18 protein-coding genes are annotated in these 22,016 nt (G+C 70.9%); 9 read left to right on the top strand and 9 right to left on the bottom strand.

Features of this window, described 5'->3' with window-relative positions:
* Positions 1–67: 67 nt before the first annotated feature.
* From QUC20_RS11300 to QUC20_RS11280, 5 genes are all read left to right on the top strand, one after another.
* Complete coding sequence (locus QUC20_RS11300; RefSeq protein ID WP_289329923.1) at positions 68–820, top strand: YaaA family protein; 753 nt, start codon at positions 68–70, stop codon at positions 818–820.
* 109 nt (positions 821–929) lie between these two features.
* Positions 930–1,661: a large exoprotein gene (locus QUC20_RS11295; protein WP_120264822.1), complete on the top strand. Its 732-nt coding sequence runs from the start codon at positions 930–932 to the stop codon at positions 1,659–1,661.
* 85 nt (positions 1,662–1,746) lie between these two features.
* Entirely contained in the window at positions 1,747–2,730 is a 984-nt protein-coding gene (locus tag QUC20_RS11290; protein WP_289329922.1) for an aldo/keto reductase, read from the top strand.
* A gap of 72 nt (positions 2,731–2,802) precedes the next feature.
* A complete protein-coding gene (locus tag QUC20_RS11285) occupies positions 2,803–3,627 on the top strand; it encodes a PP2C family protein-serine/threonine phosphatase (RefSeq protein ID WP_120264824.1) in 825 nt (274 codons plus the stop codon).
* Between the two features lie 67 nt (positions 3,628–3,694).
* Entirely contained in the window at positions 3,695–6,451 is a 2,757-nt protein-coding gene (locus QUC20_RS11280) for an FtsK/SpoIIIE domain-containing protein (RefSeq protein WP_289329921.1), read from the top strand.
* Here QUC20_RS11280 and ald read toward each other — a convergent pair.
* Together ald and QUC20_RS11270 are read right to left on the bottom strand one after the other, a co-directional pair.
* Complete coding sequence (ald, locus tag QUC20_RS11275) at positions 6,409–7,524, bottom strand: alanine dehydrogenase (RefSeq protein WP_289329920.1); 1,116 nt, start codon at positions 7,522–7,524, stop codon at positions 6,409–6,411. The two genes, QUC20_RS11280 and ald, sit on opposite strands and share 43 nt — an antisense overlap.
* A 34-nt stretch (positions 7,525–7,558) precedes the next feature.
* Positions 7,559–8,548 (bottom strand): asparaginase, encoded by a 990-nt coding sequence (locus tag QUC20_RS11270; RefSeq protein WP_120264827.1) that lies wholly within the window; start codon positions 8,546–8,548, stop codon positions 7,559–7,561.
* Between the two features lie 52 nt (positions 8,549–8,600).
* Here QUC20_RS11270 and QUC20_RS11265 point away from each other — a divergent pair, with 52 nt between their 5' ends.
* Positions 8,601–9,080, top strand: coding sequence for an OsmC family protein (locus tag QUC20_RS11265; RefSeq protein ID WP_120264828.1), 480 nt, complete (start codon positions 8,601–8,603; stop codon positions 9,078–9,080).
* Between the two features lie 9 nt (positions 9,081–9,089).
* On the opposite strand, the gene QUC20_RS11260 is transcribed toward QUC20_RS11265, so the two are convergent.
* Positions 9,090–9,893, bottom strand: a complete 804-nt coding sequence (locus QUC20_RS11260; RefSeq protein WP_396652171.1) for a lysophospholipid acyltransferase family protein — start codon at positions 9,891–9,893, stop codon at positions 9,090–9,092.
* 232 nt (positions 9,894–10,125) lie between these two features.
* Between QUC20_RS11260 and QUC20_RS11255 the strand changes: the two genes are divergently transcribed.
* Both QUC20_RS11255 and dxr read left to right on the top strand, forming a co-directional pair.
* Complete coding sequence (locus QUC20_RS11255; RefSeq protein ID WP_183045402.1) at positions 10,126–11,103, top strand: FKBP-type peptidyl-prolyl cis-trans isomerase; 978 nt, start codon at positions 10,126–10,128, stop codon at positions 11,101–11,103.
* A gap of 39 nt (positions 11,104–11,142) precedes the next feature.
* On the top strand, positions 11,143–12,228 hold the full coding sequence (dxr, locus tag QUC20_RS11250) for a 1-deoxy-D-xylulose-5-phosphate reductoisomerase (RefSeq protein WP_120264830.1): 1,086 nt from the start codon (positions 11,143–11,145) through the stop codon (positions 12,226–12,228).
* A 9-nt stretch (positions 12,229–12,237) separates the two neighbouring features.
* On the opposite strand, the gene pflA is transcribed toward dxr, so the two are convergent.
* The 5 genes from pflA to QUC20_RS11225 form a co-directional block, all read right to left on the bottom strand.
* Entirely contained in the window at positions 12,238–13,041 is an 804-nt protein-coding gene (gene pflA, locus QUC20_RS11245) for a pyruvate formate-lyase-activating protein (RefSeq protein ID WP_289331516.1), read from the bottom strand.
* Positions 13,042–13,055: 14 nt separating this feature from the next.
* Positions 13,056–15,329 carry a formate C-acetyltransferase gene (gene pflB / locus QUC20_RS11240; protein ID WP_289329919.1) on the bottom strand — a complete coding sequence of 758 codons (2,274 nt, stop codon included), beginning with the start codon at positions 15,327–15,329 and terminating at the stop codon, positions 13,056–13,058.
* Positions 15,330–15,511: 182 nt separating this feature from the next.
* Entirely contained in the window at positions 15,512–17,119 is a 1,608-nt protein-coding gene (locus QUC20_RS11235; RefSeq protein WP_289329918.1) for a Mur ligase family protein, read from the bottom strand.
* A gap of 66 nt (positions 17,120–17,185) precedes the next feature.
* Positions 17,186–17,881, bottom strand: a complete 696-nt coding sequence (locus tag QUC20_RS11230; protein WP_289329917.1) for a DUF1775 domain-containing protein — start codon at positions 17,879–17,881, stop codon at positions 17,186–17,188.
* 56 nt (positions 17,882–17,937) lie between these two features.
* Positions 17,938–18,525, bottom strand: a complete 588-nt coding sequence (locus tag QUC20_RS11225) for a hypothetical protein (protein WP_289329916.1) — start codon at positions 18,523–18,525, stop codon at positions 17,938–17,940.
* Positions 18,526–18,581: 56 nt separating this feature from the next.
* Between QUC20_RS11225 and QUC20_RS11220 the strand changes: the two genes are divergently transcribed.
* Positions 18,582–19,886 carry a M50 family metallopeptidase gene (locus QUC20_RS11220; RefSeq protein ID WP_289329915.1) on the top strand — a complete coding sequence of 435 codons (1,305 nt, stop codon included), beginning with the start codon at positions 18,582–18,584 and terminating at the stop codon, positions 19,884–19,886.
* 24 nt (positions 19,887–19,910) lie between these two features.
* Here QUC20_RS11220 and QUC20_RS11215 read toward each other — a convergent pair whose 3' ends face one another.
* Positions 19,911–21,848: an anthranilate synthase family protein gene (locus QUC20_RS11215; RefSeq protein WP_120264837.1), complete on the bottom strand. Its 1,938-nt coding sequence runs from the start codon at positions 21,846–21,848 to the stop codon at positions 19,911–19,913.
* Between the last annotated feature and the right edge of the window lie 168 nt (positions 21,849–22,016).

Genomic DNA, 22,016 nt, shown 5'->3' with positions numbered 1-22,016 from the left:
TGTACCGCGTCTACGAGAGACCGCACCCTCCGGGGTGCGGTCTCTCGCGTGTGAAGGGAGACTCCGGATGCTGGTGCTGCTACCGCCCTCCGAGACCAAGCGTGCCGGCGGCACAGGCGGGCCGCTCGTCATGGACGAGCTCGCGCTTCCGCAGCTCGCACCCCAGCGGCGCGCAGCCGTCGACGCGCTGGTCGAGCTGTCGCGCGATCCGGATGCCGCGGCGCGGGTGCTGAAGCTCGGTGCCCGCCAGCTGGGCGAGATCGCCGTGAACGCCGGGCTGAAGACCGCTCCGACGATGCCTGCGGTCGACCGCTACACCGGCGTGCTGTTCGACGCCCTGGACTCGGCGAGCCTCGGCCCCGCGGCGCGCGCCTGGCTCGGCGAGCATGTGCTCATTCAGTCGCCGCCGTTCGGGCCGGTCGCCGCGCTCGACCCGATTCCGGCCTATCGTCTCGCGGCCGGAACAGCGCTTCCCGGCATCCCGCCGCTCCGCCGTCACTGGGCTGCGGCCGGCTCCGCGGCCCTGGGCGAGCTGAACGCGTCGTTCGTGCTCGATCTGCGCTCGGACGCCTACGTCGCGCTCGCTCCCGTGCCCGCGGAGGTGCCGTCGGCCTTCGTTCGCGTCGTCTCGGCGGGTGCCGACGGTACTGTGCGCGCCCTGAACCATTTCAACAAGCACGCCAAGGGCGAGTTCACTCGCGCTCTCGCGTTGTCCTCCGCTGTGGTGGGGTCACCGGCCGATCTCATCGCCTGGGCAGACGTGAACGGATGGGCGCTGCGAGAGGCGGCAGGATCCGCCGAGCTCGAACTCGTCGTCTGATCGGCATCGTGCCCCCGTCAAAGACCACGCGGGGGCGCGTGTTTCGCTAGCATGAGCGGCGACCGATGACGCGAGCGCGTCGTCCAGGTCACGACTGAGGAGGTCGTTCATGCCGGGTTACTACGACGACGGTGCGGGGGCGGGGGCTCTCTTCGCGCTCGTCCTGCTGCTCCTTCCCATCTTCCTGATCCTTCTGCTCGCGGGCTACATCATCAGCTCGTTCTTCTACATGAAGATCTTCGAAAAGGCCGGCGTGCAGGGCAAATGGCGCGCTTGGGTGCCGTTCTACCGCGAGATGGTCTTCGCGAAGCTCGGCGACCTCTCGCCCTGGGTCATGCTGGGCGCGATCATCGCGACAGGCGTGCTGAGCAACATCCCGGCCATCGGCTTCATCTTCGGATACCTCGCCCTCGTCGCCCTGGCTCTCGCGAGCGTCCGCGTCGGGCAGAAGCTCGGCAAGGACTGGCCGCTCGTCCTGCTCTACATCATCCCCGGCCTCGGCTCGCTGATCTGGCTGGGCATCGCAGCCTTCTCGAGCTCGCCCTGGAACCCGAACATCCAGCCGTCGCCGTGGCGTACCTCGTTCCTGCGCGACACGACGGTCTGGCAGGGCATCCCCGTGCAGCCCGACGGGGGAGCCGCGCCCGCTGCGGGCGCCTACGGAGCCGCAGGAGCCGGTTACGCTCCTCCCGCTGCGTCCAGCGCCCCGCCGGCCGGTTCCTACCCGCCTCCCGCAGCGCCGCCGGCGCCCCCGGCAGGTGCCTACCCGCCCCCGGCCGCGCAGCCGCCGGTCACGCCGCCGACGACCGAGCCCCCCGCTCCGGACGCGCCGCGGCAGTGAGCACCCGAGGAGCCCTCGTCGAAAGACGGGGGCTCCTCGTCGTCTCGCGCGCCGAGATCGCGCACGGGGGGTCTAGCGTGGAGGGATGGACGACGCAGTGCAGACCCGCCGACTCGGATCCTCCGGCCTCCTCGTCTCGGCCGTCGGGCTGGGATGCAACAACTTCGGTCGACGCGGGACGCCCACGCAGACGTTGGACGGAACAGTCGAGGTGCTCGACGCGGCCCTCGACGCCGGCATCACCTTCTTCGACACCGCCGACATCTACGGCGGCGAGCCCGGTCTCTCCGAGACGCTGATGGGCGAGGCCCTGCGGGGGCGTCGGGACCGCGTCGTCGTGGCGACGAAGTTCGGCCACAGCGCCGTCGACCTGGGGCTGCCTGGCGCCAAGGGATCGCGCGTGTACGTCCGCCGTGCGGTGGAGGCGTCGCTCGAACGCCTCCAGACGGACTGGATCGACCTCTATCAGTTGCACACCCCCGACCCCGAGACGCCGATCGAAGAGACGCTCGATGCGCTGTCGGAGCTCGTCCGCGAGGGCAAGGTCCGCTACATCGGGCACTCCAATTTCGCGGGGTGGCAGGTCGCCGAGGCCGAGGCCGTCGCGCGCGCCCGCGGAGATGTGCCCTTCATCTCGGCCCAGAACCACTACAGCCTGCTCGCCCGCGCCGCCGAGCGCGAAGTGCTCCCGGCCGTTCGGCACTTCGGGCGCGGCTTTCTGCCGTACTTCCCGCTGCACAACGGTCTGCTGACCGGAAAGTTCACGCGCGACCACATCCCGGCCGACTCACGGGTCGCGCGGGAGCGGCGTCACCTGTGGGAGAACGCACCGTGGGATGCGATCGACGCCTACCGGTCGTTGTGCGACGAACGGGGTATCACGATGGTGCAGGCGACGTTCGGCTGGCTTCTGGCGCAGCCGGCGCTGAGCAGCGTGATCGCCGGGGCGACCTCGGCCGAGCAGGTACGCTCGAACGCTGCGGCGGCCTCGGCGTGGCATCCCAGCGTCGATGAGCTGGCCACCATCGACGCGCTCTTCCCGCTGCCGTCGGATCCCGCCGCCGGCTGACCAAATCCCGCTCCACGGGTGCGTCCACTAGAGTGTGACACGCCCATCCGTCGACGAAAGAAGAGTGACAGCGTGCCCGACCCCACGACCCAATCCCGGATCGTGGACGTCCCGTCCGGTGCGATCGAACTCCGGTGGGCCGCCGCGACCGACACCGGACGTCGTCGCGACAGCAACCAGGATGCCGTTCTCGCGCAGTATCCGCTGTTCATCGTCGCCGACGGCATGGGTGGGCATATCGGCGGTGAGATCGCCAGTGCGAGCGCCGTCGAACGCCTGCGCGGCGTCGCCGACCGCGGTGTGGTCACCCCCGAAGACATCGAAGAGGCGCTCGAACGCGCGGTCGGCGACATCGCCGATCACCCCGAGACGACCGACGATGGAACCGGCACGACCGTCACGGGCGTCTACCTCGACATCGTCGACGGCGAACCGCAGTGGACGACGCTCAACATCGGCGATTCCAGGGTTTATCTGCTGCGCGACCAGGCCATCGCCCAGGTCACGACCGACCACTCGGTGGTTCAGGAACTCGTCGCGGCCGGACGCCTCAGCCCCGAAGAGGCGGAGCAGCACCCGTACGGCAACGTCATCACCCGTGCGGTCGGGCCGAGCGACGGTGTGACGCCCGACTATGTGCGCCTCGACGTCGTGGACGGCGATCGTTTCGTCATCTGCAGCGACGGGCTCACGAAAGAGCTCACCGACTACGGCATCCTGCATTTCCTGCTCGAGAACGACGACCCCGCTGCGGCGGTGTCCGCCATGATGACCGCCGCCCTCGAGAACGGCGGTCGCGACAACGTGACGATCATCGTGCTCGACGCGCACGTCGTGGGCGCCTCGGACGATTCGTCCGACGACTCCTCCGACGGCTCCTCCCCGAGCGCGGGCTGAGTCCGGCCTTCCCGCATTCGTGGTGATCAGCCGCGCGCAGGGTGCGGGTGTCGCTTGACTCGCATACGTGCATCCGACGGTCTCGCTCGACGCCCCCATCCGGTTCCCTTCACTGCGGCCTGATCCGCAGCGGCCTCCGTTCCCCGTGTGGGCGCTCGTCGTTCCGGCTGCGGGTGCCGTCATCCTCTGGCAGATCACCGGGTCGCCTACCGTGCTCTGGTTCGCCGCGTTGGGGCCCCTCGTCGCGGTCGCGACGCTCCTCGACGGGGCGCGGGTGGCCCGTCGAGAGAGGCGCCGGTCCGCGGCTCGCGCCGAGGCGGACCTCCGAGCGGCGCACGCGGAGCTCGACGAACGGCATGCGCTCGAGCGAGCGGATCGGTGGCGTGCGACGCCCGGTCTCGCCGGCCTTCTGGTCGCGCCGGATGACCTCTGGCGGCCGAGGCCGGGGCGCGAGGTGCTGGTCGTGGGATCGGGTGATGCGCCGTCGCACACGGGTGTCGAGGGTGACGCGCCGCCGGCCTTCCGACGGGCCGCCGCGACGGTTCGGCAGGCCCCGGTCACCGTGCCGCTCGAGGCTGGAGTCGCCGTCGTCGGGTCCGTCGCTCCCGCGGCATCGATCGCGCGCGCTCTGGTGCTGCAGATCTGCCTCGTCCACGCGCCCGGCGAGGTCTCGGTCGTCGCCGCGCCGGAGGACTGGGCCCGTGACCTCCCGCACACCTCGACGCCCGGGGGATTGCGGCTCTGGTGGGGGACGGGTGCTCCGCCTCCCGACGCCGACATCGTGATCGTGTGCGCCGATTCCGCTGCTCCGCCGCCCCGGTGCGGGGCCGTCGTGCGGGTGACCGGCGTCGACGACGCAGTGCTCGGGTACGGTGGCTCGTCCGCGACCATCCGCCCCGAATCGATCGGGCGCGAGCAGGCGGCGGCGACCGTCGCGCTGCTTCGGGAGCGCGCTGCGGCGGTGGCTGCGGATCACATGGCGAGTCTGACCTTCGATGAGCTGCCGACGCCGCGCGGTGCGGGACTCACCGCCGTCCTCGGCGCGGGCCGTGGCGAGCCGGTCGAGATCGACCTCGTCGAGGACGGGCCGCATGCGGTCGTGGTGGGGGTCACCGGCAGTGGGAAGAGCGAGCTGCTCGTGACCTGGATCGCGGCGCTGGCGCGACGCCTTCCACCGGCACAGGTGAACTTCCTCCTCATCGACTTCAAGGGCGGCCGTGCGTTCGACGCTCTCTCGTGTCTGCCGCATGTGGCCGGTGTCGTGACCGACCTCGACGAACGCAACGCGGTGCGCGCGATCGAGAGCCTCCGCGCCGAGGTCCGGCATCGCGAGCGGGTTCTCGCCGAGCTCGGGGCACGCGACATCGCCGAGACGGACGACGCGCTGCCGCGGCTGGTGGTCGTCGTCGACGAGTACGCCGCGCTGACGGCGGCCCATCCGGCGATGCACGACGTGTTCGCCGATATCGCCGCCCGGGGGCGTGCGCTCGGGATGCACCTCGTGCTGGCGACGCAGCGCGCGGCGGGGTTCCGCGAAGCGGTGCTCGCCAATGCGCCGCTGCGGATCGCGCTGCGCGTGTCGGATGTCGCCGAATCCCGCGCGGTGCTCGGCTCGGCCGAGGCCGCCGCGTTGCCCGGCGGACGCGATGACCGTGGGGCAGCTCTGGTGAGGCGGCCGGCCGACGCGCAACCGCTCCTGGTCCGCGTGAGTCGGTGCCCGCGGGCGGCGATCGAGGACATCGCCCGTGCGGCGGCCGGAGCGCACCCCGCCCGTCGCCCCTGGCTGCCGCCGCTGCCCGACCGTATCGAGCTCGCCGGGCTGAGGCAGGAGGATGCGGTGGTCCTCGGCCTGGCAGACGAGCCCGCCGAGCAGCGCCGGCGCGCCGTGGTGCTCGATCGGCGTGCGCCGGGGGCCGCCGTCCTCGGCCGCGCGGGCTCGGGGCGGACGACGCTGCTGCGGACCATCGCCGCGCAGGTGTCACCCGGGCAGGTGTGCTGGGTGCCGGCCGACCTCGAGAGCGCGTGGGACGTCATCGCCGTTCTCGACGATGTTCCGGAAGGGTGGGTCATCGTCGTCGACGACCTCGACCGCCTGCTCGGCTCACTGCCCGACGATTACAGCGCTGCCGCTGCCACGATGCTGGAACGTGTCGCACGTGATGCGCGTTCTCGCGGTATCCAGTTCGTGTGCGCGGCACAGCGCGTCACCGGGGCCGTCGGCAGGATCGTCGACCACCTGCCCGATCGTGCCGTACTCACCGCGGTGTCGCGCTCGGAGCACGGCGCCTTCGGCGGCGACGCGTCGCACCACGACCCCTCGGCACCCGCGGGGCGGGGGAGGTGGAGCGGGGCTCTCGTCCAGTTCGCGGATCCCGGCGAATCCCGCCCGCTCCGCCATGACGCTGGGGGACCCGGTGTTTTCGAGCCGCGTTGCGCCACGGCGTTCGTCGCACCCTCGACGGGCGCCACGCATGCCCTGCTCGATCACTGGCGCGGGCAGGGGTTCGAGGTCGCGACCGTCGACCAGACGACCTCCCTGCGGCCAGGCAGAGTGGTGTGGGGCACTCCGGAGGCATGGATGGGCCGTTGGCGCGCGGCCGCGGCCGGCGCGCAGGGACGCTGTCAGCTCGTCGTCGACGCCGCGAGCGCAGGCGACTTCCGCCTCGTCACCGGCAACCGGGAGCTGCCGCCGTACGCTGCTCCCGGTCGCCGACGTGGGTGGGTGATCGATACGCGGACCGATCGCGTCCGACGGGTCGTGCTGCCGCTCAGTGCTGCCGCTCAGCTCAGCGCGTCGGCCGACGAGTCCGCCGTGATGCCGTGAGCCGCTGCCACGCCGGCGTTGACGACCCGTCCAGCGGTGGTGTTGAGTCCGGCCGCGAGCGCGCCGTCGGCTCGCAGCGCCTGCCGCCAGCCGTGGCGGGCGATCTGCCGAACGTAGGGGAGCGTGGCGTTCGTCAGCGCCGAGGTCGAGGTGTTGGGCACGGCGCCGGGCATGTTGGCCACGCAGTAGAACACCGTGTCGTGCACGCGGAAGGTGGGGTCTGCGTGCGTCGTCGGCCGGGTGTCCTCGAAGCAGCCGCCCTGGTCGACGGCGATGTCGACCAGCACCGAGCCCGGCCGCATGCGTGCGACGGTCTCGTTGCGCACGAGCTTGGGCGCCTTCGCACCGGGGATCAGTACCGAGCCGATCACGAGATCGGAAGCCACGACCGACCGTTCGAGATCGAGCGGGTTGGAGGCGGCGGTCTTGACACGACCCTGGAAGTGATCGTCGAGGAAACGAAGACGCTGGATGTTGGTGTCGAAGATCGTGACATCCGAGCCGAGCCCTGCGGCGATGTACGCGGCGTTCGCCCCCGCCACCCCACCGCCGATGACGGTGACCGTGGCGGGTCGGGTTCCGGGCACCCCGGACATCAGCAGACCGAGACCCCCGGCGGAGCGCAGCAACGTGGAGGCTCCCACCATCGGGGCCAGGCGGCCGGCGACCTCGCTCATCGGCGCGAGAAGCGGCAGGCTCCCGCCGGGGAGCTGCACGGTCTCGTAGGCGATCGCCGTCATGCCGCTCTCGATCAGGCGGTCGGTGAGCGGTCGGTCGGCCGCGAGGTGAAGGTAGGTGAACAGCACCAGATCATCGCGGAAGCGGTGGTACTCGCTCGCGATCGGCTCTTTGACCTTGAGCAGCAGCTCAGCACGGGCCCAGACCTCGTCGGCGTCGTCGAGCAGCACCGCACCCGCGTCTGCGTACTCCGCGTCGGGCAGCGACGAACCCTCGCCGGCGCCACGCTGGACGAACACGTCGTGACCGTTGACGACGAGGTCGTGGACACCCGCCGGGGTGAGTGCGACGCGATACTCGTTGTTCTTGACCTCACTCGGAACGCTGATGCGCATGGCAGTCCTTTCTGCGCTCCCTCGTGAGGAGCCGCTACACCGTCGGCCGGATGATGCCGACGTTCTGTCCGCCGCCGAGCACGGTCAGCGGGAGATGAGAGATCACACGGGCCACGGGAGCGGCTTCGAGCGCCCCGGCCCGCACGAGCAGAGTGAGGGCGATCGCCGACGCCGCGCGGCCGTTGCCGTCGAGCACCTTCAGCGCAGCCGTCGTGCCGTCGGGAGCGACCATCACGAGCACGCCCTCCGCCCCGGTCTTCGCGAAGACGCCGAGTCGTTCGATCGCGACGGTGTCGGGCCGACCGGGACCGTCGATGGTCCACGGGTTCTCACGAACCGCCCGCACGAGAGCGCCGGCCATGCGGTGCAGGGCGAACGGCGATCGTTCGCTCGCGGTGCCGATGCGTTGGATCGCGCGCCCGAGCGCGATGAGGCTCATCGCGTACACCGGGGCGCCGCATCCATCGATCGCCATCGCCGACGCCTTGGTGCCGGTCAGCCGCTCGATCACCTCGCGGGTGTGCACCTGGAGGGGGTGGTCGGGGTCGAGGTACGTCCTGGTGTCCCAACCGCTCGCGACGCATGCGGCGAGCATCGCGGCGTGCTTGCCGGAGCAGTTCATCCGGATGCGGGTGGGGGCACCGAGCTCGCGCACGATCTCATCGCGCGTCGCGGTGTCGCCCGGCCAGGCGGGAGGGCATCCGAGGTCGTCCTCACCCAGACCGGCTTCGTTCAGGATGTCGCGCACCACGGAGACGTGCCGGTCGGTTCCGGAATGGCTGGCTGTCGCGAGGCCGAGTCGTTCGCCTTCGAGGGTGGCTCCCGCGGTCATGCTGGCGAGCGCTTGCAAGGGCTTCAGGGTCGAGCGGGGGAGGATCGGGGCGTCGACGTCGCCGAGGGTTCGGATCGGGGTGCCGTCCGCACCGAGGACGACCGCTGCGCCGGCGTGGCGCGACTCGATGAAACCGCTGCGCTCGACGACCGCGAGTTCGACGGCGGCGGGAACGGCGAAGGTCTGCGGCACCCCGACAGCCTACCGTCGCGGGCCCCGCCATGCGCCGTGTCAGACTGTCCGCATGTTGGGCGAGCATCGATACTCCGTGCGGGCCGAGTGGACCGGTAATCGTGGCACCGGAACCAGCGGTTACCGAGACTACGACCGGGCCGTCACGCTGAGCATCGACGGCAAGCCGGCTCTCGCCGCGTCGAGCGACAAGCCGTTCCGAGGCGACCCGACCCGGTGGAATCCCGAGGACCTCCTCCTCTCTGCGCTCTCCGAGTGCCATCTGCTGTCGTATCTGCACGCCTGCGTGACGGCCGGCGTGGTCGTGGTCGCTTATACGGATGACGCGACGGGGACGATGCGCGAAGACGGGCGTGGCGGTGGGGCGTTCGCGGAGGTCGTGCTGCGGCCCCGGGTCGTCGTCGCCGAAGCGTCGATGCGCGAAGCCGCGTTCGAGGCTCACGCGCAGGCGAACGCGTGGTGCTTCATCGCGAACTCGGTGAACTTCCCGGTGCGACACGAACCGACGATCGTCGTCTCGGGCGCGGAGTGATCGGCCGGGTCAGCGGCGTTCGTGCGGCAGGGCCTGTTTGATCCGCTCGACGGTGTTCTGCGGCGGGGCCTCGTTGTACGCGCCTGCCAGTTCCTGACCCGACAGGGCGTGGATCGCGGCCATGATCTCATCGGTGGCGTTGCGACGAGCGCGACCGGAGTCGGCCGAGCCGTGGTGGCTCAGGTCGAGCGGCGCGCCGAACCGGACGGTCACGCGCGGGCGCAGCCGCGGGAACTTCGCTCCGACGGGCATGATCTCGCTCGTTCCGACGAGTCCGACGGGGATGACGGGCGCACCGGTCTGCAGCGCGAGGAACGCGACACCGGTGCGGCCCTTGTAGAGGCGGCCGTCGAGCGAACGCGTGCCCTCGGGGTAGAGCGCGGTCGACCATCCCGCGTCGAGCATCTTCTTCTGCTGATCCAGGGCATCGAGCGCGGCCTGTCCAGCACCGCGACGGACCGGGAACGCGCCCGCGGCGTAGAAGAACTCTCGCGACAGCCAGCCGCGGAAGCCGGTGCCGTCGAAGTAGCTCGACTTCGCGAGGAACCGCACGGGACGCGGTGAGGCCATCGGGATGATGAAGGAGTCGATGAACGACAGGTGGTTGCTCGCAAGGATGACAGCGCCCTTGCGGGGGAAGTTCTCGCGGCCCTCGATGCGCGGCCGGTAGATCATGCGCGCCAGGGGCGCGAGCACCCACCGTCCGATCACATAGGTGAGTCCGATTCCCGGGACTGCTTCGACGGCGGCTGCGGCTTCGTCGTGCTCGCCGGGCTCGCCGGACTGCGGCTCGGTTGCGTCAGCGTTCACCAGACGAGGCTACTGCGGAACGCATGACTCCGTGGACATGTTGTGCACGCGCGCTCCGCCCCCGGTCCGCGCACCACGTCTGTGCTGCAGCGGCGCCGATGAACGACGACCCGACGCGAGTGGTCGTGTCGGCATCGGCTGAGGCGCCACTCGCGTCGGCTCGCGCGTTCTCAGCGCACACCGATGCTCGTGCGAGAGGATGAGGACTCCGTCTCCCCGATCGAAGAGGTTCTCCGTGCGTCTGCGCCCGTTCGCCGCTCTGTCCGTCGTCGCCGTCTCGGCGCTTGCGCTCGCCGGCTGCGCGAGTGGCGACTCTGCCACCGAGTCGCCCAGCCCGAACGCTTCCGGCGCATCGGAGCAATGCCTCGTGAACGCCCAGCCGGGGGAGGCCTCCGACAGCATCGAGGTGTCGGGTTCGGCGCCCGAGCTGACCGCGAAGGTCGACCCGGGCCTTGAGCCGACGGAGATCGAGCGCACGCTCACGACCCGCGGCGACGGCGACGACCTCGTCTCCGGCGACCTCGTCTCGGGCTCCTACGCGATCTACGACGGTGCGACCGGTGAGCTGCTCGAGCAGTCGCGCGACACCTCGCCCGACGACTCGGGCCTGGTGCCGGTGCTGCTCGACCCCCAGCAGTATTCGGTGTTCGTCGCGGCCCTCGAATGCGCTCCGCTCGGATCGACCGCGGCGCTCGCGATCCCCGGCTCGGCCTTCGGCGAGGGACGCACAGCCGTCGTCGTCGTGGCGGAGGGCGTCGAGAAGCTTCCGACGCGCGCGACCGGAACCGACCAGGCGCCGGTCGACGGGATGCCGACGGTCGAGCTGGCCGAGAACGGCGCCCCCACCATCACCCTGCCCGGCACCGACGCTCCGACCGAGGTGCAGCTGGCCGACCTCAAGACCGGCGACGGTGCCACCGTTCAGCCGGGTGACACCGCCTTCGTGCAGTACACCGGTGTGAAGTGGTCGGACGGGTCGGTCTTCGACTCCAGCTGGGACCGCGGCCAGCCCGCGGCCTTCCCGACGACCGGTGTGGTCGCCGGATTCCAGCAGGCGCTCGAGGGGCAGCAGGTCGGTTCGCAGGTGCTCGTCGTCATCCCGCCCGCTGCAGGTTACGGTGCGCAGGAGGGCAGCGAGCTCCAGAACGAGACACTCGTCTTCGTCGTCGACATCCTGGGCGTCCAGCGCACCCCCGTTCCCGCCGCAGGCTGACGGCCCCGTCAGCACGGCCGCAGCACCTAGGCTGACGGCATGCGTCGCGTCCTCATCCTCGGCTCCACCGGATCGATCGGGACGCAAGCGCTCGATGTCATCGACTCCCGTCGTGACCGGTTCGAGGTCGTCGGGCTCGCCGCCGGCTCGAACGCTCGGATGCTCGAAGAGCAGGCGGCGCGATTCGGTGTGACCCGAACCGCCCTCGGCGCGGCCGATGCGGAACGTCTCGTCCGTGATGTCGAGGCCGACGTCGTGCTCAACGGCATCACGGGCTCGGTCGGGCTGGGGCCGACCCTGGCTGCGCTCGAGTCGGGTCGCACGCTGGCGCTGGCGAACAAGGAGTCGCTGATCGTCGGGGGCGAGCTCGTCACGTCGCTCGCCGCGCCCGGTCAGATCGTCCCGGTCGACTCGGAGCACTCCGCGATCGCACAGGCGCTGCGATCAGGCACGCCCGACGAGGTGCGACGGCTCGTGCTCACGGCATCCGGCGGGCCGTTCCGCGGCCGGCGTCGCGACGAGCTGGCCACCGTCACCCCTGCCCAGGCCCTCGCCCACCCGACCTGGGACATGGGACGCGTCGTGACCACCAACTCGGCGACCCTCGTCAACAAAGGGCTCGAGGTCATCGAGGCGCACCTGCTGTTCGGTGTGGATTACGACCGCATCGACGTCGTGGTGCACCCTCAGTCGGTCGTCCACTCGATGGTCGAGTTCATCGACGGGTCCACCATCGCCCAGGCCTCGCCGCCCGACATGCGTCTCCCGATCTCGCTCGGCCTCGACTGGCCGCGCCGGGTCGCGGGAGTGGGGGCTCCGCTGGACTGGACCCGCGCGAGCGAGTGGACCTTCGAGTCGCTCGACGACTCCGCGTTCCCGGCGGTCGCGCTCGCGAAACGGGTGGGGCGCGCGGGCGGAACCTACCCGGCGGTGTTCAACGCCGCGAACGAGCAGGCCGTCGAGGCGTTCCACGCGGGCGCCCTGGGCTTCCTCGGCATCGTGGAGACCGTCGAACGCGTGGTCGACGCGCACCGTCCGCCGGGCGAGCTCACCCGGGAGTCGCTCGCGGAGGCGGAGGCGTGGGCGCGGAGCGCCGCAGACCGAGCGATCAGCGTGGTCGAGTGACGCTCGCCGTCAGTACACGGTGAGACCGCGATCGGCGAACTGGCCGCGGACCCGCGCGAGCAGTTCCGCATCCGGCGTCGGGCGACCGGCGAGCGGATAGGGGATTCCCAGACGCTCCCACTTCGACGTGCCCATCTGATGGAACGGCAGGACCTCGACCCGCTGCACGTTCTGCCACCGGGCGACGATGTCGGCGACGGCGTCGACGTTCGGGACGGCATCCGTGAGGCCGGGGACGAGCACGAACCTCACCCACACCGGAGTGCCGCGGGCCGCGAGGCGGTCGCCGAACTCGATCGTCGGCTGCAGGTCGCGGCCGGTGACCTCGCGGTAGGTGTCGGGCAGCCCGGACTTCACGTCGAGCAGGACGAGCGAGACGTCGTCGAGCAGCGCATCGGATGCGGCGCGGCCGAGGTTGCCCGATGTGTCGATGGCGACGTGGACACCGAGCTCGGTGGCGGCCCGGGCCAGACGCGTGACGAAGGCCGCCTGTTGCAGCGGCTCGCCTCCGGAGATCGTCAGCCCCCCTCCTGTCGCCCGGAAGACCGGCAGGTACCGGCGCAGACGGGCGACGATGTCATCGAGCGCGGTGAGCTCGCCGTCGCGCTGACGCCACGTGTCGGGGTTGTGGCAGTACTGGCAGCGCAGCGGGCATCCCGCGAGGAAGAGGGTCATCCTGGTGCCGGGGCCGTCCACGGAAGTGACGAGCTCCCAGGAGTGCACGCTCGCGACATGCCCGGACCGTCGCGCGGCGAGACGGTCGTGACGGGGGTCGCTCAGATCGGCGGTGCAGGCCGCGCCCGGCACCAGGATGGCGGACACGGGAGTCAGACCCCCGTGTGGAAGGTGCGGCTGAGCACGTCGAGCTGCTGCTCGCGGGTCAGTCGCACGAAGTTGACCGCATAGCCGGAAACCCGGATGGTCAGCTGCGGGTACTTGTCGGGGTTGACCATCGCATCCTCGAGCGTCTCGCGCGTCAGCACGTTGACGTTGAGGTGGTAGCCGTCCGAGGCCATCTGCGCGTCGAGCAGTCCCACGAGGTTGTGCACCCGTTCGTCGGGCGTGCGCCCCAGACCGCTCGGCGTCACCGTCGTGGTCAGCGAGATGCCGTCCTGCGCCTGGTCGAACGGCAGCTTCGCGACCGACAGTGCGGCTGCCAGCATCCCGTGCGTGTCTCGCCCGTTCATGGGGTTGGCGCCCGGGGCGAAGGGCTGACCGGCACGGCGACCGTCGGGGGTGTTGCCCGTGGCCTTGCCGTACACGACGTTCGACGTGATCGTCAGCACCGACTGGGTGTGCACCGCGTCGCGGTACGTCTGGTGCTTGCGGATCATGGACATGAAGTCCGAAACGAGTTCGCGGGCGATCTCGTCGACGCGGTCGTCGTCGTTGCCGAAGGTGGGGAAGTCGCCGTGGACGAGGTAGTCGACGATGAGCCCCGACGCATCGCGCACCGGCTCGACGGTCGCGTACTTGATGGCCGAGAGCGAGTCGGCGGCGACGGAGAGCCCGGCGATGCCGCATGCCATGGTGCGCAGGACGTTGCCGTCGTGCAGGGCCATCTCGAGGCGTTCGTAGGCGTACTTGTCGTGCATGAAGTGGATGCAGTTGAGCGCGTCGACGTAGGTCTCGGCGAGCCACTCCATCATGACCCGGAAGCGCTCGCGCACGTCGTCGTACCCGAGCACGTCTCCCGAGACCGGGGCGGCGGCGGGCGCGATCTGCTTGCCGCTCACCTCGTCGCGTCCGCCGTTGATGGCGTACAGGAGGGTCTTGGCGAGGTTGACCCGAGCCCCGAAGAACTGCATCTGCTTGCCGACCGTCATCGGCGACACGCAGCACGCGATCGCCGCATCGTCGCCGCACAGCGCGCGGATGTGGTCGTCGGACTCGTACTGGATCGACGAGGTGTCGATCGAGACCTGCGCACAGAACTCCTTGAACCCGTCGGGAAGGGCGTCGGTCCACAGCACCGTCAGGTTCGGCTCGGGGGCGGGGCCGAGGTTGTAGAGCGTCTGCAGGAAGCGGAATGCCGTCTTGGTCACGAGGGTGCGTCCGTCTTCGCCGACGCCGCCGATCGACTCGGTCACCCAGGTGGGGTCGCCCGAGAACAGCGCGTCGTACTCGGGCGTGCGGAGGAACCGCACGATACGCAGCTTGATGACGAGGTCGTCGACGAGCTCCTGCGCCTCCACCTCGGTGAGGATGCCGCGCGCCATGTCGCGCTGGATGTACGCGTCGAGGAACGCGGTGTTGCGACCGAAGCTCATCGCTGCGCCGTTCTGCTCCTTCACCGCTCCGAGGTAGGCGAAGTACAGCCACTGGATCGCCTCGCGGGCGGTGGCGGCGGGCCGGGTGATGTCGAACCCGTACGAGGCGGCCATCTCGGCGAGCTCGTGCAGGGCGCGGATCTGCTCGGCGTTCTCCTCGCGCGAGCGCAGGATGTTCTCCGTCGAGGGGTGCATGTCGAGCTCGGCGCGCTCGACGTTCTTCGCGGCCACGAGCGCGTCGGTGCCGTACAGGGCGACGCGTCGGTAGTCGCCGATGATCCGGCCGCGGCCGTAGGCATCGGGGAGGCCCGTGATGATGTGGCTGCTGCGGGCGCGGCGGACGGCCGGCGGGTAGACGTCGAAGACGCCGTCGTTGTGCGTCTTGCGGTAGCGCGTGAAGATCGTCTCGAGCGTGGGGTCGACGGGGTAGCCGTAGGTCTCGAGGGCTCCCTTGACCATGCGCCACCCGCCGTTGGGCATGATCGCGCGGCGCAGGGGCGCATCGGTCTGGAGGCCGACGATCAGCTCGTCCTCCTGGCGGATGTAGCCCGGAGCATGCGATGTGATGGTCGAGGGGGTGAGAGCGTCGACGTCGTACACGCCGCGCTCGCGCTCGGCGGGGAACATCTCGCTGAGCGTCTCCCAGAGCCCCGTCGTGCGCGCGGTCGGCCCCATGAGGAACGACGCGTCGCCGGTGTAGGGCTCGTAGTTGCGCTGGATGAAGTCACGGACGTCGATGTCGTCCTGCCACGGGCCCGGGGCGAAGCCCGCCCACGCGGTGGGGACCGCGTCGTCGTCGTGTGCTGTCGTGGTCGGTATGACTGTGCTCATCGTGGGTCCTTCGTCCTGTCGGAAGGCCCGCCGGGGAGCGGGGAAGGCGCTGGTCGTGCCTGCCGCGGCGTGCCTGTGGCCGACGCTACGCCGCACCCGCAGGGGGTGGAGGAATCGTGCACGGGAGCGACAGCACGGCGAGAGACCCACGATTTTTCACAGTGGTCCGACCACAAACACGCTCAGTCGGCGTATGGCACGTCCCAGCTGGGTTCGGGCACCGGCCAGCCGGCGTCCCGCAGTGCTCGACGTGCGAGCTCTCGAGCGGAGTACGGGGTGCGGACGCCGCGGATGTCGCGGTAGTCCTGGTGCCCGGGACCGGCCCACAGGATCGCGTCACCGTCGCCGACGAGCGACACGGCTTCGACGATCGCCTTCTCCGGCGGTGACGATTCGCGGATGTCGGCATCCGGGCGCGCTCGCCGAGCACCCTCGAGCAGGGTCGCGCGGATCGCGTCGGGATCCTCGAATCGCGGGTGGTGATCGGTCACGATCAGGATGTCGCTGCCGAGGACGGCCGTCGCGCCCATGTCGTGGCGCTTCGTCTTGTCACGGTCGCCGTCGGCCCCGAAGACCATGACGACGGTTCCGGGGGTGACGCGTCGCACGGCCGCGAGGGTCTTCTCGAAAGCGTCGGGGGAGTGGCCGAAGTCGACGTAGACGGCCGGTCCGCGATCGCCCGACACGCGCTGAGTCCGCCCGGGGAGGTGCGCCTCGATGCGCCGCCCGTCGAGTGCGCCGACGAGCGTCTCCCACGCGTAGCCGCCTTCGAGCAGCATGACGATCGCGAGGCCGGCGTTGGCCGCCATGTGCCGCCCGATGACCGGCACCGTCGTGGTCAGTCGCCGGCCGTCGGCGCCGATGAGCCGGAACTCCGTGCCGTTCTGCCGTTCCTCGACGATCTCGACCGTCCAGTCCGCCGGTGACGAGGGCGTCTCGGCGATCGCGGGCGTGATGATCGTCGTCACCGGGATCTCGGCGCGCGCGACGATCTGCACGCCGGCGTCGGAGTCGAGGCACACCACGCCGCGCCGTGCCCGGTCTGCGCGGAATAGGGGGAGCTTCGCCTCGAAGTACTCCGCCATGTCGCGGTAGTCGTCGAGGTGATCGTGCGTGAGGTTGGTGAAGCCGGCGACGTCGAAGACGACGCCGTCGACACGGTGCCGGGTCAGCGCCTGTGCGCTCACCTCGACCGCGACCGCTTCGACGCCGCGCTCGCGCATGAGAGCGAGCAACGCGTGGAACTCCGAGGCCTCGGGGGTCGTGAGCCGCGACACGATCACCTCGCCCGCGATGTGACGCTCGGCTGTCGAGGAGAGCCCCGTCACCGCGCCGAGCTGTCCGAGGATGCCTTCGATCAGGTGCGACACGCTCGTCTTGCCGTTCGTGCCGGTCGTCGCGAGCAGCAGCGGCAGCCGGTCCTCGCGGCCGGTGCCGTAGACCCAGGCCGACAGGTCGCCCAAGCGCGCCCGGGGATCGTCGACCACGACGATCGGCAGGCCTGCATCGGCGGCGAGCTCGGCGCCTCGGTCGTCGGTGACGATCGCCGTGGCGCCCGTCTCGGCCGCCTGCTTCGCGAACTCGGCCCCGTGTCGCACGGCGCCTCGGATCGCGACGAACGCTTCCCCCGGGCGCAGGTCCGCCGTTGCGAGCGTGATGCCCGTGACGGATACGTCGGAAGCATCGCCGACGATCCGGCCGCCGACGTGGGCCGCGAGCTCGGTCAGGGAGCGGTGCGGCGGACTCTCGGGGCGGAGGACGGGAGGGAGGTTCGGGGCGTCGTTAGGCATTGCCCCCATTGTCTCACCCCGGTTCCGGGGCGGCAGCGCCGATTGACGCGCCGCCCCGGGTGTGCCTCAGGCGCGTCGGCGGGCGATCGTCAGGACGAGCGCGGCGGCGGCGACGACGAGGGCGCCGGCGGAGAGCCAGATCGGCAGCGGGTCGGCTGCGGCAGGGGATGCTGCGGCGGCCTCGCCGTCAGCGGCACCGTCGGCCGACGAGTGGCCGCCGTCACCGTGGCCGCCGTGGGAATCGGCCGCAGCCGCGCCGACCACGACGACCGGAGCCGGGTACTCGAGGTCGTCCGGATCCTGGCCGTCCTCGGCGACCTGCACCCAGGCGGCCTCGCCCGTCTCGCACTGCTGCGTGACGGGGAAGGCGAAGCTCTCGCCCTCGGCCGAGCCGGGGAAGATCACGTTCATGCCGGCCGAGGCCGCATACGCGTCGGGGATGGGGGCGACCGCGGTGTAGGTGATGCGGGTGGGGATGCCGTTCTCGCCGGCCTCGGTGGTGATGGTCCATGCACCGTCGACGACGGGCGTCGCACCCTGCGCCTCGGCGGGGACGTCGACGACGAGCGCGGTCGTGGGCGACCCGTCGCAGCCGTGGCTGAACGAGAAGTCGATGCGGGTGGATCCGTTGGCGGCCACCTCTTCCGGCGTCACGTGGACGTGCGCGGAGGCGGCGAGCGGAAGGGCGAGGGCGAGGGCTGCGCCGGCGGTCACGCCGACGGCCAAGCGGGCGCGGCTGCGCGCGGTGATGTTGCGGGTCATGGTCGTCTCTCAGAACATGCGGATGGCACGGTGCCGTCCGCGACGGGAAGGGGGGCTCACACGGTGGTGACCGGTGGACCCCGCAGCGAGAGAGAGGAACGCAGGCGGCGTGCCGGGAGGATGCGCTCGCGGCCGGCAGCGGGGCGCAGCAGAGGAGTCCGTGTGCGCATCGACGGCGACATCAGTCGCGCGAACCGGCGGATGCCGCGGTGGATGAGGCGTACGAGACGCTCGCCGGCGACGAGCGTCGCGACGGTGACCGCCGCCGCGAGAACGTGCGTGGCGGTCATGTTCGTGCCGACGGCGTGCGCATGTGAGAGCGGGGCGGCGGCGGGGAAGGCGCCGCCGTGGACATGCGGCACGGGCGCCGTCGGGTCGGCTGCGCCGGCGATGGAGAAGAAGGTGTGGAACAGCCCCTGGCTCGCCAGGACGACGAGTCCGGTCCGCCACGCCGACGGGGCGCGGCCCACGAGCCAGACCGCGGCGGGAGTGGTGAGCAACGTCGCCGCGACGATGAGCCAGAGCGGCGCGAGCCCGCCCGAGATGGTGTGGGCGGTGGCGGCGAAGACGGTGGCGACGGCGGCGGAGGCGGTTCCCCGCACGGCGCGCGCACGCCGCACCGTCGCACTCCGCGCCCGCTCCATGGTTGGAGTTTACGGCCTGGGCCGATTCAAAGACTCGACGGGTACTCTGAGCGGTCGTGACCGTCCTCGCTTTCGTCATCGGCGTCGTGCTGCTCGTCGTCGGGCTCGCCGTCTCGATCGCGTTGCACGAGGTCGGGCACCTCGTCCCCGCGAAGCTGTTCGGCGTGCGCGTCGGCCGGTACATGATCGGCCTCGGTCCGACCCTCTGGTCGCGGCGCTTCGGTGAGACCGAGTACGGCGTGAAGGCACTGCCCGTCGGCGGCTACATCTCGATGTCCGGCATGTACCCGCCGGCTCCCGACGAGCCCGACGCAGCGACCCGACGCAGCGGCCGATTCTTCGGGGCGATGGTGCAGGATGCCCGCCTCGCCAACGCCGAGACGCTCGTCGAGAACGACACGCGCCCGGCGTTCTACCAGCTGTCGGTGTGGAAGCGCATCGTCATCATGGTCGGCGGTCCGTTCATGAACCTCGTGCTCGCCATGGTCCTCTTCGCGATCGCACTCAGCGCGATCGGCATCCCGAGCGTCTCGCCCACCATCGCCGCGGTCAACGAGTGCGTCATCCCGGCGGGCGCCGACCGCACGACGTGCGAGGCCGGTGATCCGGTGTCTCCCGCGGCAGCCGGGGGCATCCGTCCGGGAGACGTCATCGTCGCCGTCGACGGCACCGATGTCTCGGGTTACGCCGAGGCGACCGCGATCATCCAGGCGGCACCGGGGCGCACGATCCCGATCGTGGTCGAGCGTGGCAGCGACCGCGTGACGCTCGAGGTCACCCCGGTCGCCGCCGAACGTCCCGTGATGAACGACGACGGCACGACCGAGGTGAAAGAGGTCGGGTTCGTCGGCATGACGGGCACCCGGGTCAACGTCCCGCAGCCGATCTGGACCGGACCGCAGGCTGCGGTCGACCGGCTCGGCGCCGTCGCGAGCGTCATCTGGCAGCTCCCGGTCAAGGTGTACCAGACGGGGGTGGCCCTCGTCACCGGCGGCGAGCGCGACCCGAACGGGCCCCTGTCCGTCGTCGGAGCGGGCCGCATCGCGGGCGAGGTCGCCGCGACGGAGGCGCCGATTCAGGATCGCGTCGTCGACCTGCTGAGCCTGCTGGGGTCGCTCAACATCGCGCTGTTCATCTTCAACCTGCTGCCCCTGCTCCCGCTCGACGGCGGACACGTCGTCGTCGCCCTGTGGGACGGCATCAAGCGCGCGTGGGCGAAGCTGTTCCGCCGCCCGTCGCCGCGGCCGGTCGACGCCACGAAGCTCGTGCCCGTCACCTTCGTCGTCGTGATCGGACTCATCGTCATGGGCGGGACGCTCATCCTCGCCGACGTCTTCAACCCGATCTCGATCCTCGGCTGACGTTCGCCGCCGGGGCGGCGCGAGTCAGGCCGCGACGGGTCCCAGCGCGAATCCGATGAGCCGCTCGAGCGTCGGCAGACCGTCGCGCGACAGGATCGACTCGAGGTGTCCCTGCACGGATGCGTACCCGGGACCGCGCAGCGCATAGACGTCACCTGACGAGGGGTCGGCTGCGATCTCGGTGTCGCCGAGCCGGGTGGTGCCCGGGGCGACGCGCGCGGTGAAGGTGTTGTAGAACCCGATGGATGCCGGTTCGCCGAACACGTCGACGCTCTTCTGCAGACCCTGGTGCGGAGATGCGAGGGGAGCCAGACCGATCCCGAGCCGATCGGCGAGGATCTGGTGGCTCAGGCACACCGCGAGGAGCGGCCGCCCCGCCTCGGCCCGGCGGGCGACGAGTTCGCGCATGCGTGCGATGCGAGGGCTCGCGTCGTCTCGCGGATCGCCGGGGCCGGGCCCGAAGACGACGAGCCCCGCGTCGTCGACCGCGGCATCCGTGACCTCGTTCCACGGAGCGATGCGCACGGAGAACCCGAGGTGGCGCAGCTGATGGCCGAGCATGGTGGTGAACCGGTCCTCGGCGTCGACGACCAGCACCTCGCGGCCCGCGTAAGGACCGCCGTGCGCCGCCTGCGGGTCGAGCCAGAACTGCGCGAGCCGCGCGTTGCGCGAGGAGAGGAGGGCGGCGATCGTCGGGTCGTCGCCGAGTCGCGGACGATGCGCCGCGGGCGCGTCTTCGTCGACGGCCGCGGTGTCGGCGATCGAGGCGGGCGCCTCGTCACGGTCGACGGCGCCGATCGCCCCCAGGACACCAGCCGCCTTGCCGTGGGTCTCGCCGACCTCGCCCGCGGGGTCGGAGTGCCGCACGAGCGTCGCGCCCACCGGCACGCGCAACCGGCCGTCGACGAGGTAGGCGGTGCGGATCAGGATCGGCGCGTCGAGATCGTGGCCCCCACCCGGTGCGGGGGTGAACAGGGCGGCGACACCGGAGTAGTAGCCGCGCGGCGTGCGCTCGTGTCGCGCGATGACGGTGCACGCGTTCTGCATGGGCGATCCCGTGACGGTGGGGGCGAACATCGTCTCGCGGAGGATGTCGCGGGGATCCATCGTGCTCGACCCGCGCAGCATGTACTCGGTGTGGGTCAGGCGTGACATCTCCTTCAGATGAGGCCCGGTGATGCGGCCGCCGTCGGAGCAGACCGCCGACATCATCTTCAGCTCCTCGTCGACCACCATGAACAGCTCCTCGGTCTCCTTCGTCGAGGAGAGGAACTCCGTCAGGGTCTCGGCCGTCGCGCCGCCGCGGGGGTGGCGGAACGTGCCGGAGATCGGGTTCATCGTGACGATGCTGGTGCCCGGCTCGGCGGGCGCGCCGCTGCGGGCGCTGACATGGGCCTCCGGGCTGGCGCCGACCGCGACGTGGCCGTCGGTCACGACGAGGAACGTCCAGTACGCGCCGCGCTCGTGCTGCAGCAACGCCCGGAACCACGTGAGGCCGGCGGTGACGGCATCCGTGTCGACGCTGGCGGTGAAGTCGCGGCGGATGACGAAGTTGGCCCCCTCACCCCGGCCGATCTCATCGGCGATCACGCGTCGGACGATGTCGGCGTAGTCGTCGTCCGAGATGTCGAACCCGGCGTCCTCGAGGGGGACGCGCTCGGACGGCAGCTGGCGGAGCGCCTCGGCCAGCGGCAGCGCGGCGTGGTCGGAGACGCGCAGACAGCGAAGCGGCGCCCGGTCGTCGTGGCAGACGAAGCCACGTTCGACGACCTGTCGGAACGGGACGAGGGCGAGCACCTCGCGCGGGGTCCCGTCCGGGTCGTCCAGCGGGATGTCGGCGAGCAGGTCGACGTCGACGACGTCACCGCGCAGCACCTCGACGCTCGCCCCGTCGCGCGCGATGAGCGCGAACGGCTCACCGCTCGCGGCGAGATCGGTCAGGGTCGGGAGAGAACCGGTCATCGTCGTCTTTCTTCGTCGGAACGCCCGCCCCACGAAGAAGACCGCCGGGCCTTCAACGCCGGGCGGTCTGAAACGTGTGCACGTCGAACACACCGCCTAGGCGGTGTGCCACCAGGAGAGGCGCGTGCGCATGGGCCGAAATTATCACACCCGAGTGGGGGATGCGGC

The organism is Microbacterium arborescens (assembly GCF_030369635.1).
Lineage (GTDB): Bacteria > Actinomycetota > Actinomycetes > Actinomycetales > Microbacteriaceae > Microbacterium.
The sequence above is the reverse complement of the archived record's forward strand: the minus strand, read 5'-3'. Positions and strand labels throughout refer to the sequence as shown.

Bases quoted from the DNA above. Each gene is read 5' to 3' on its own strand.
- pflB (WP_289329919.1), bottom strand. From the start codon at position 15,329: ATGAGCACAGTCATACCGACCACGACAGCACACGACGACGACGCGGTC.
- QUC20_RS11265 (WP_120264828.1), top strand. From the start codon at position 8,601: ATGTTGGGCGAGCATCGATACTCCGTGCGGGCCGAGTGGACCGGTAAT.
- QUC20_RS11295 (WP_120264822.1), top strand. From the start codon at position 930: ATGCCGGGTTACTACGACGACGGTGCGGGGGCGGGGGCTCTCTTCGCG.
- QUC20_RS11300 (WP_289329923.1), top strand. From the start codon at position 68: ATGCTGGTGCTGCTACCGCCCTCCGAGACCAAGCGTGCCGGCGGCACA.
- QUC20_RS11215 (WP_120264837.1), bottom strand. From the start codon at position 21,848: ATGACCGGTTCTCTCCCGACCCTGACCGATCTCGCCGCGAGCGGTGAG.
- QUC20_RS11230 (WP_289329917.1), bottom strand. From the start codon at position 17,881: ATGACCCGCAACATCACCGCGCGCAGCCGCGCCCGCTTGGCCGTCGGC.
- ald (WP_289329920.1), bottom strand. From the start codon at position 7,524: ATGCGCATCAGCGTTCCGAGTGAGGTCAAGAACAACGAGTATCGCGTC.
- QUC20_RS11290 (WP_289329922.1), top strand. From the start codon at position 1,747: ATGGACGACGCAGTGCAGACCCGCCGACTCGGATCCTCCGGCCTCCTC.
- QUC20_RS11235 (WP_289329918.1), bottom strand. From the start codon at position 17,119: ATGCCTAACGACGCCCCGAACCTCCCTCCCGTCCTCCGCCCCGAGAGT.
- QUC20_RS11225 (WP_289329916.1), bottom strand. From the start codon at position 18,525: ATGGAGCGGGCGCGGAGTGCGACGGTGCGGCGTGCGCGCGCCGTGCGG.
- dxr (WP_120264830.1), top strand. From the start codon at position 11,143: ATGCGTCGCGTCCTCATCCTCGGCTCCACCGGATCGATCGGGACGCAA.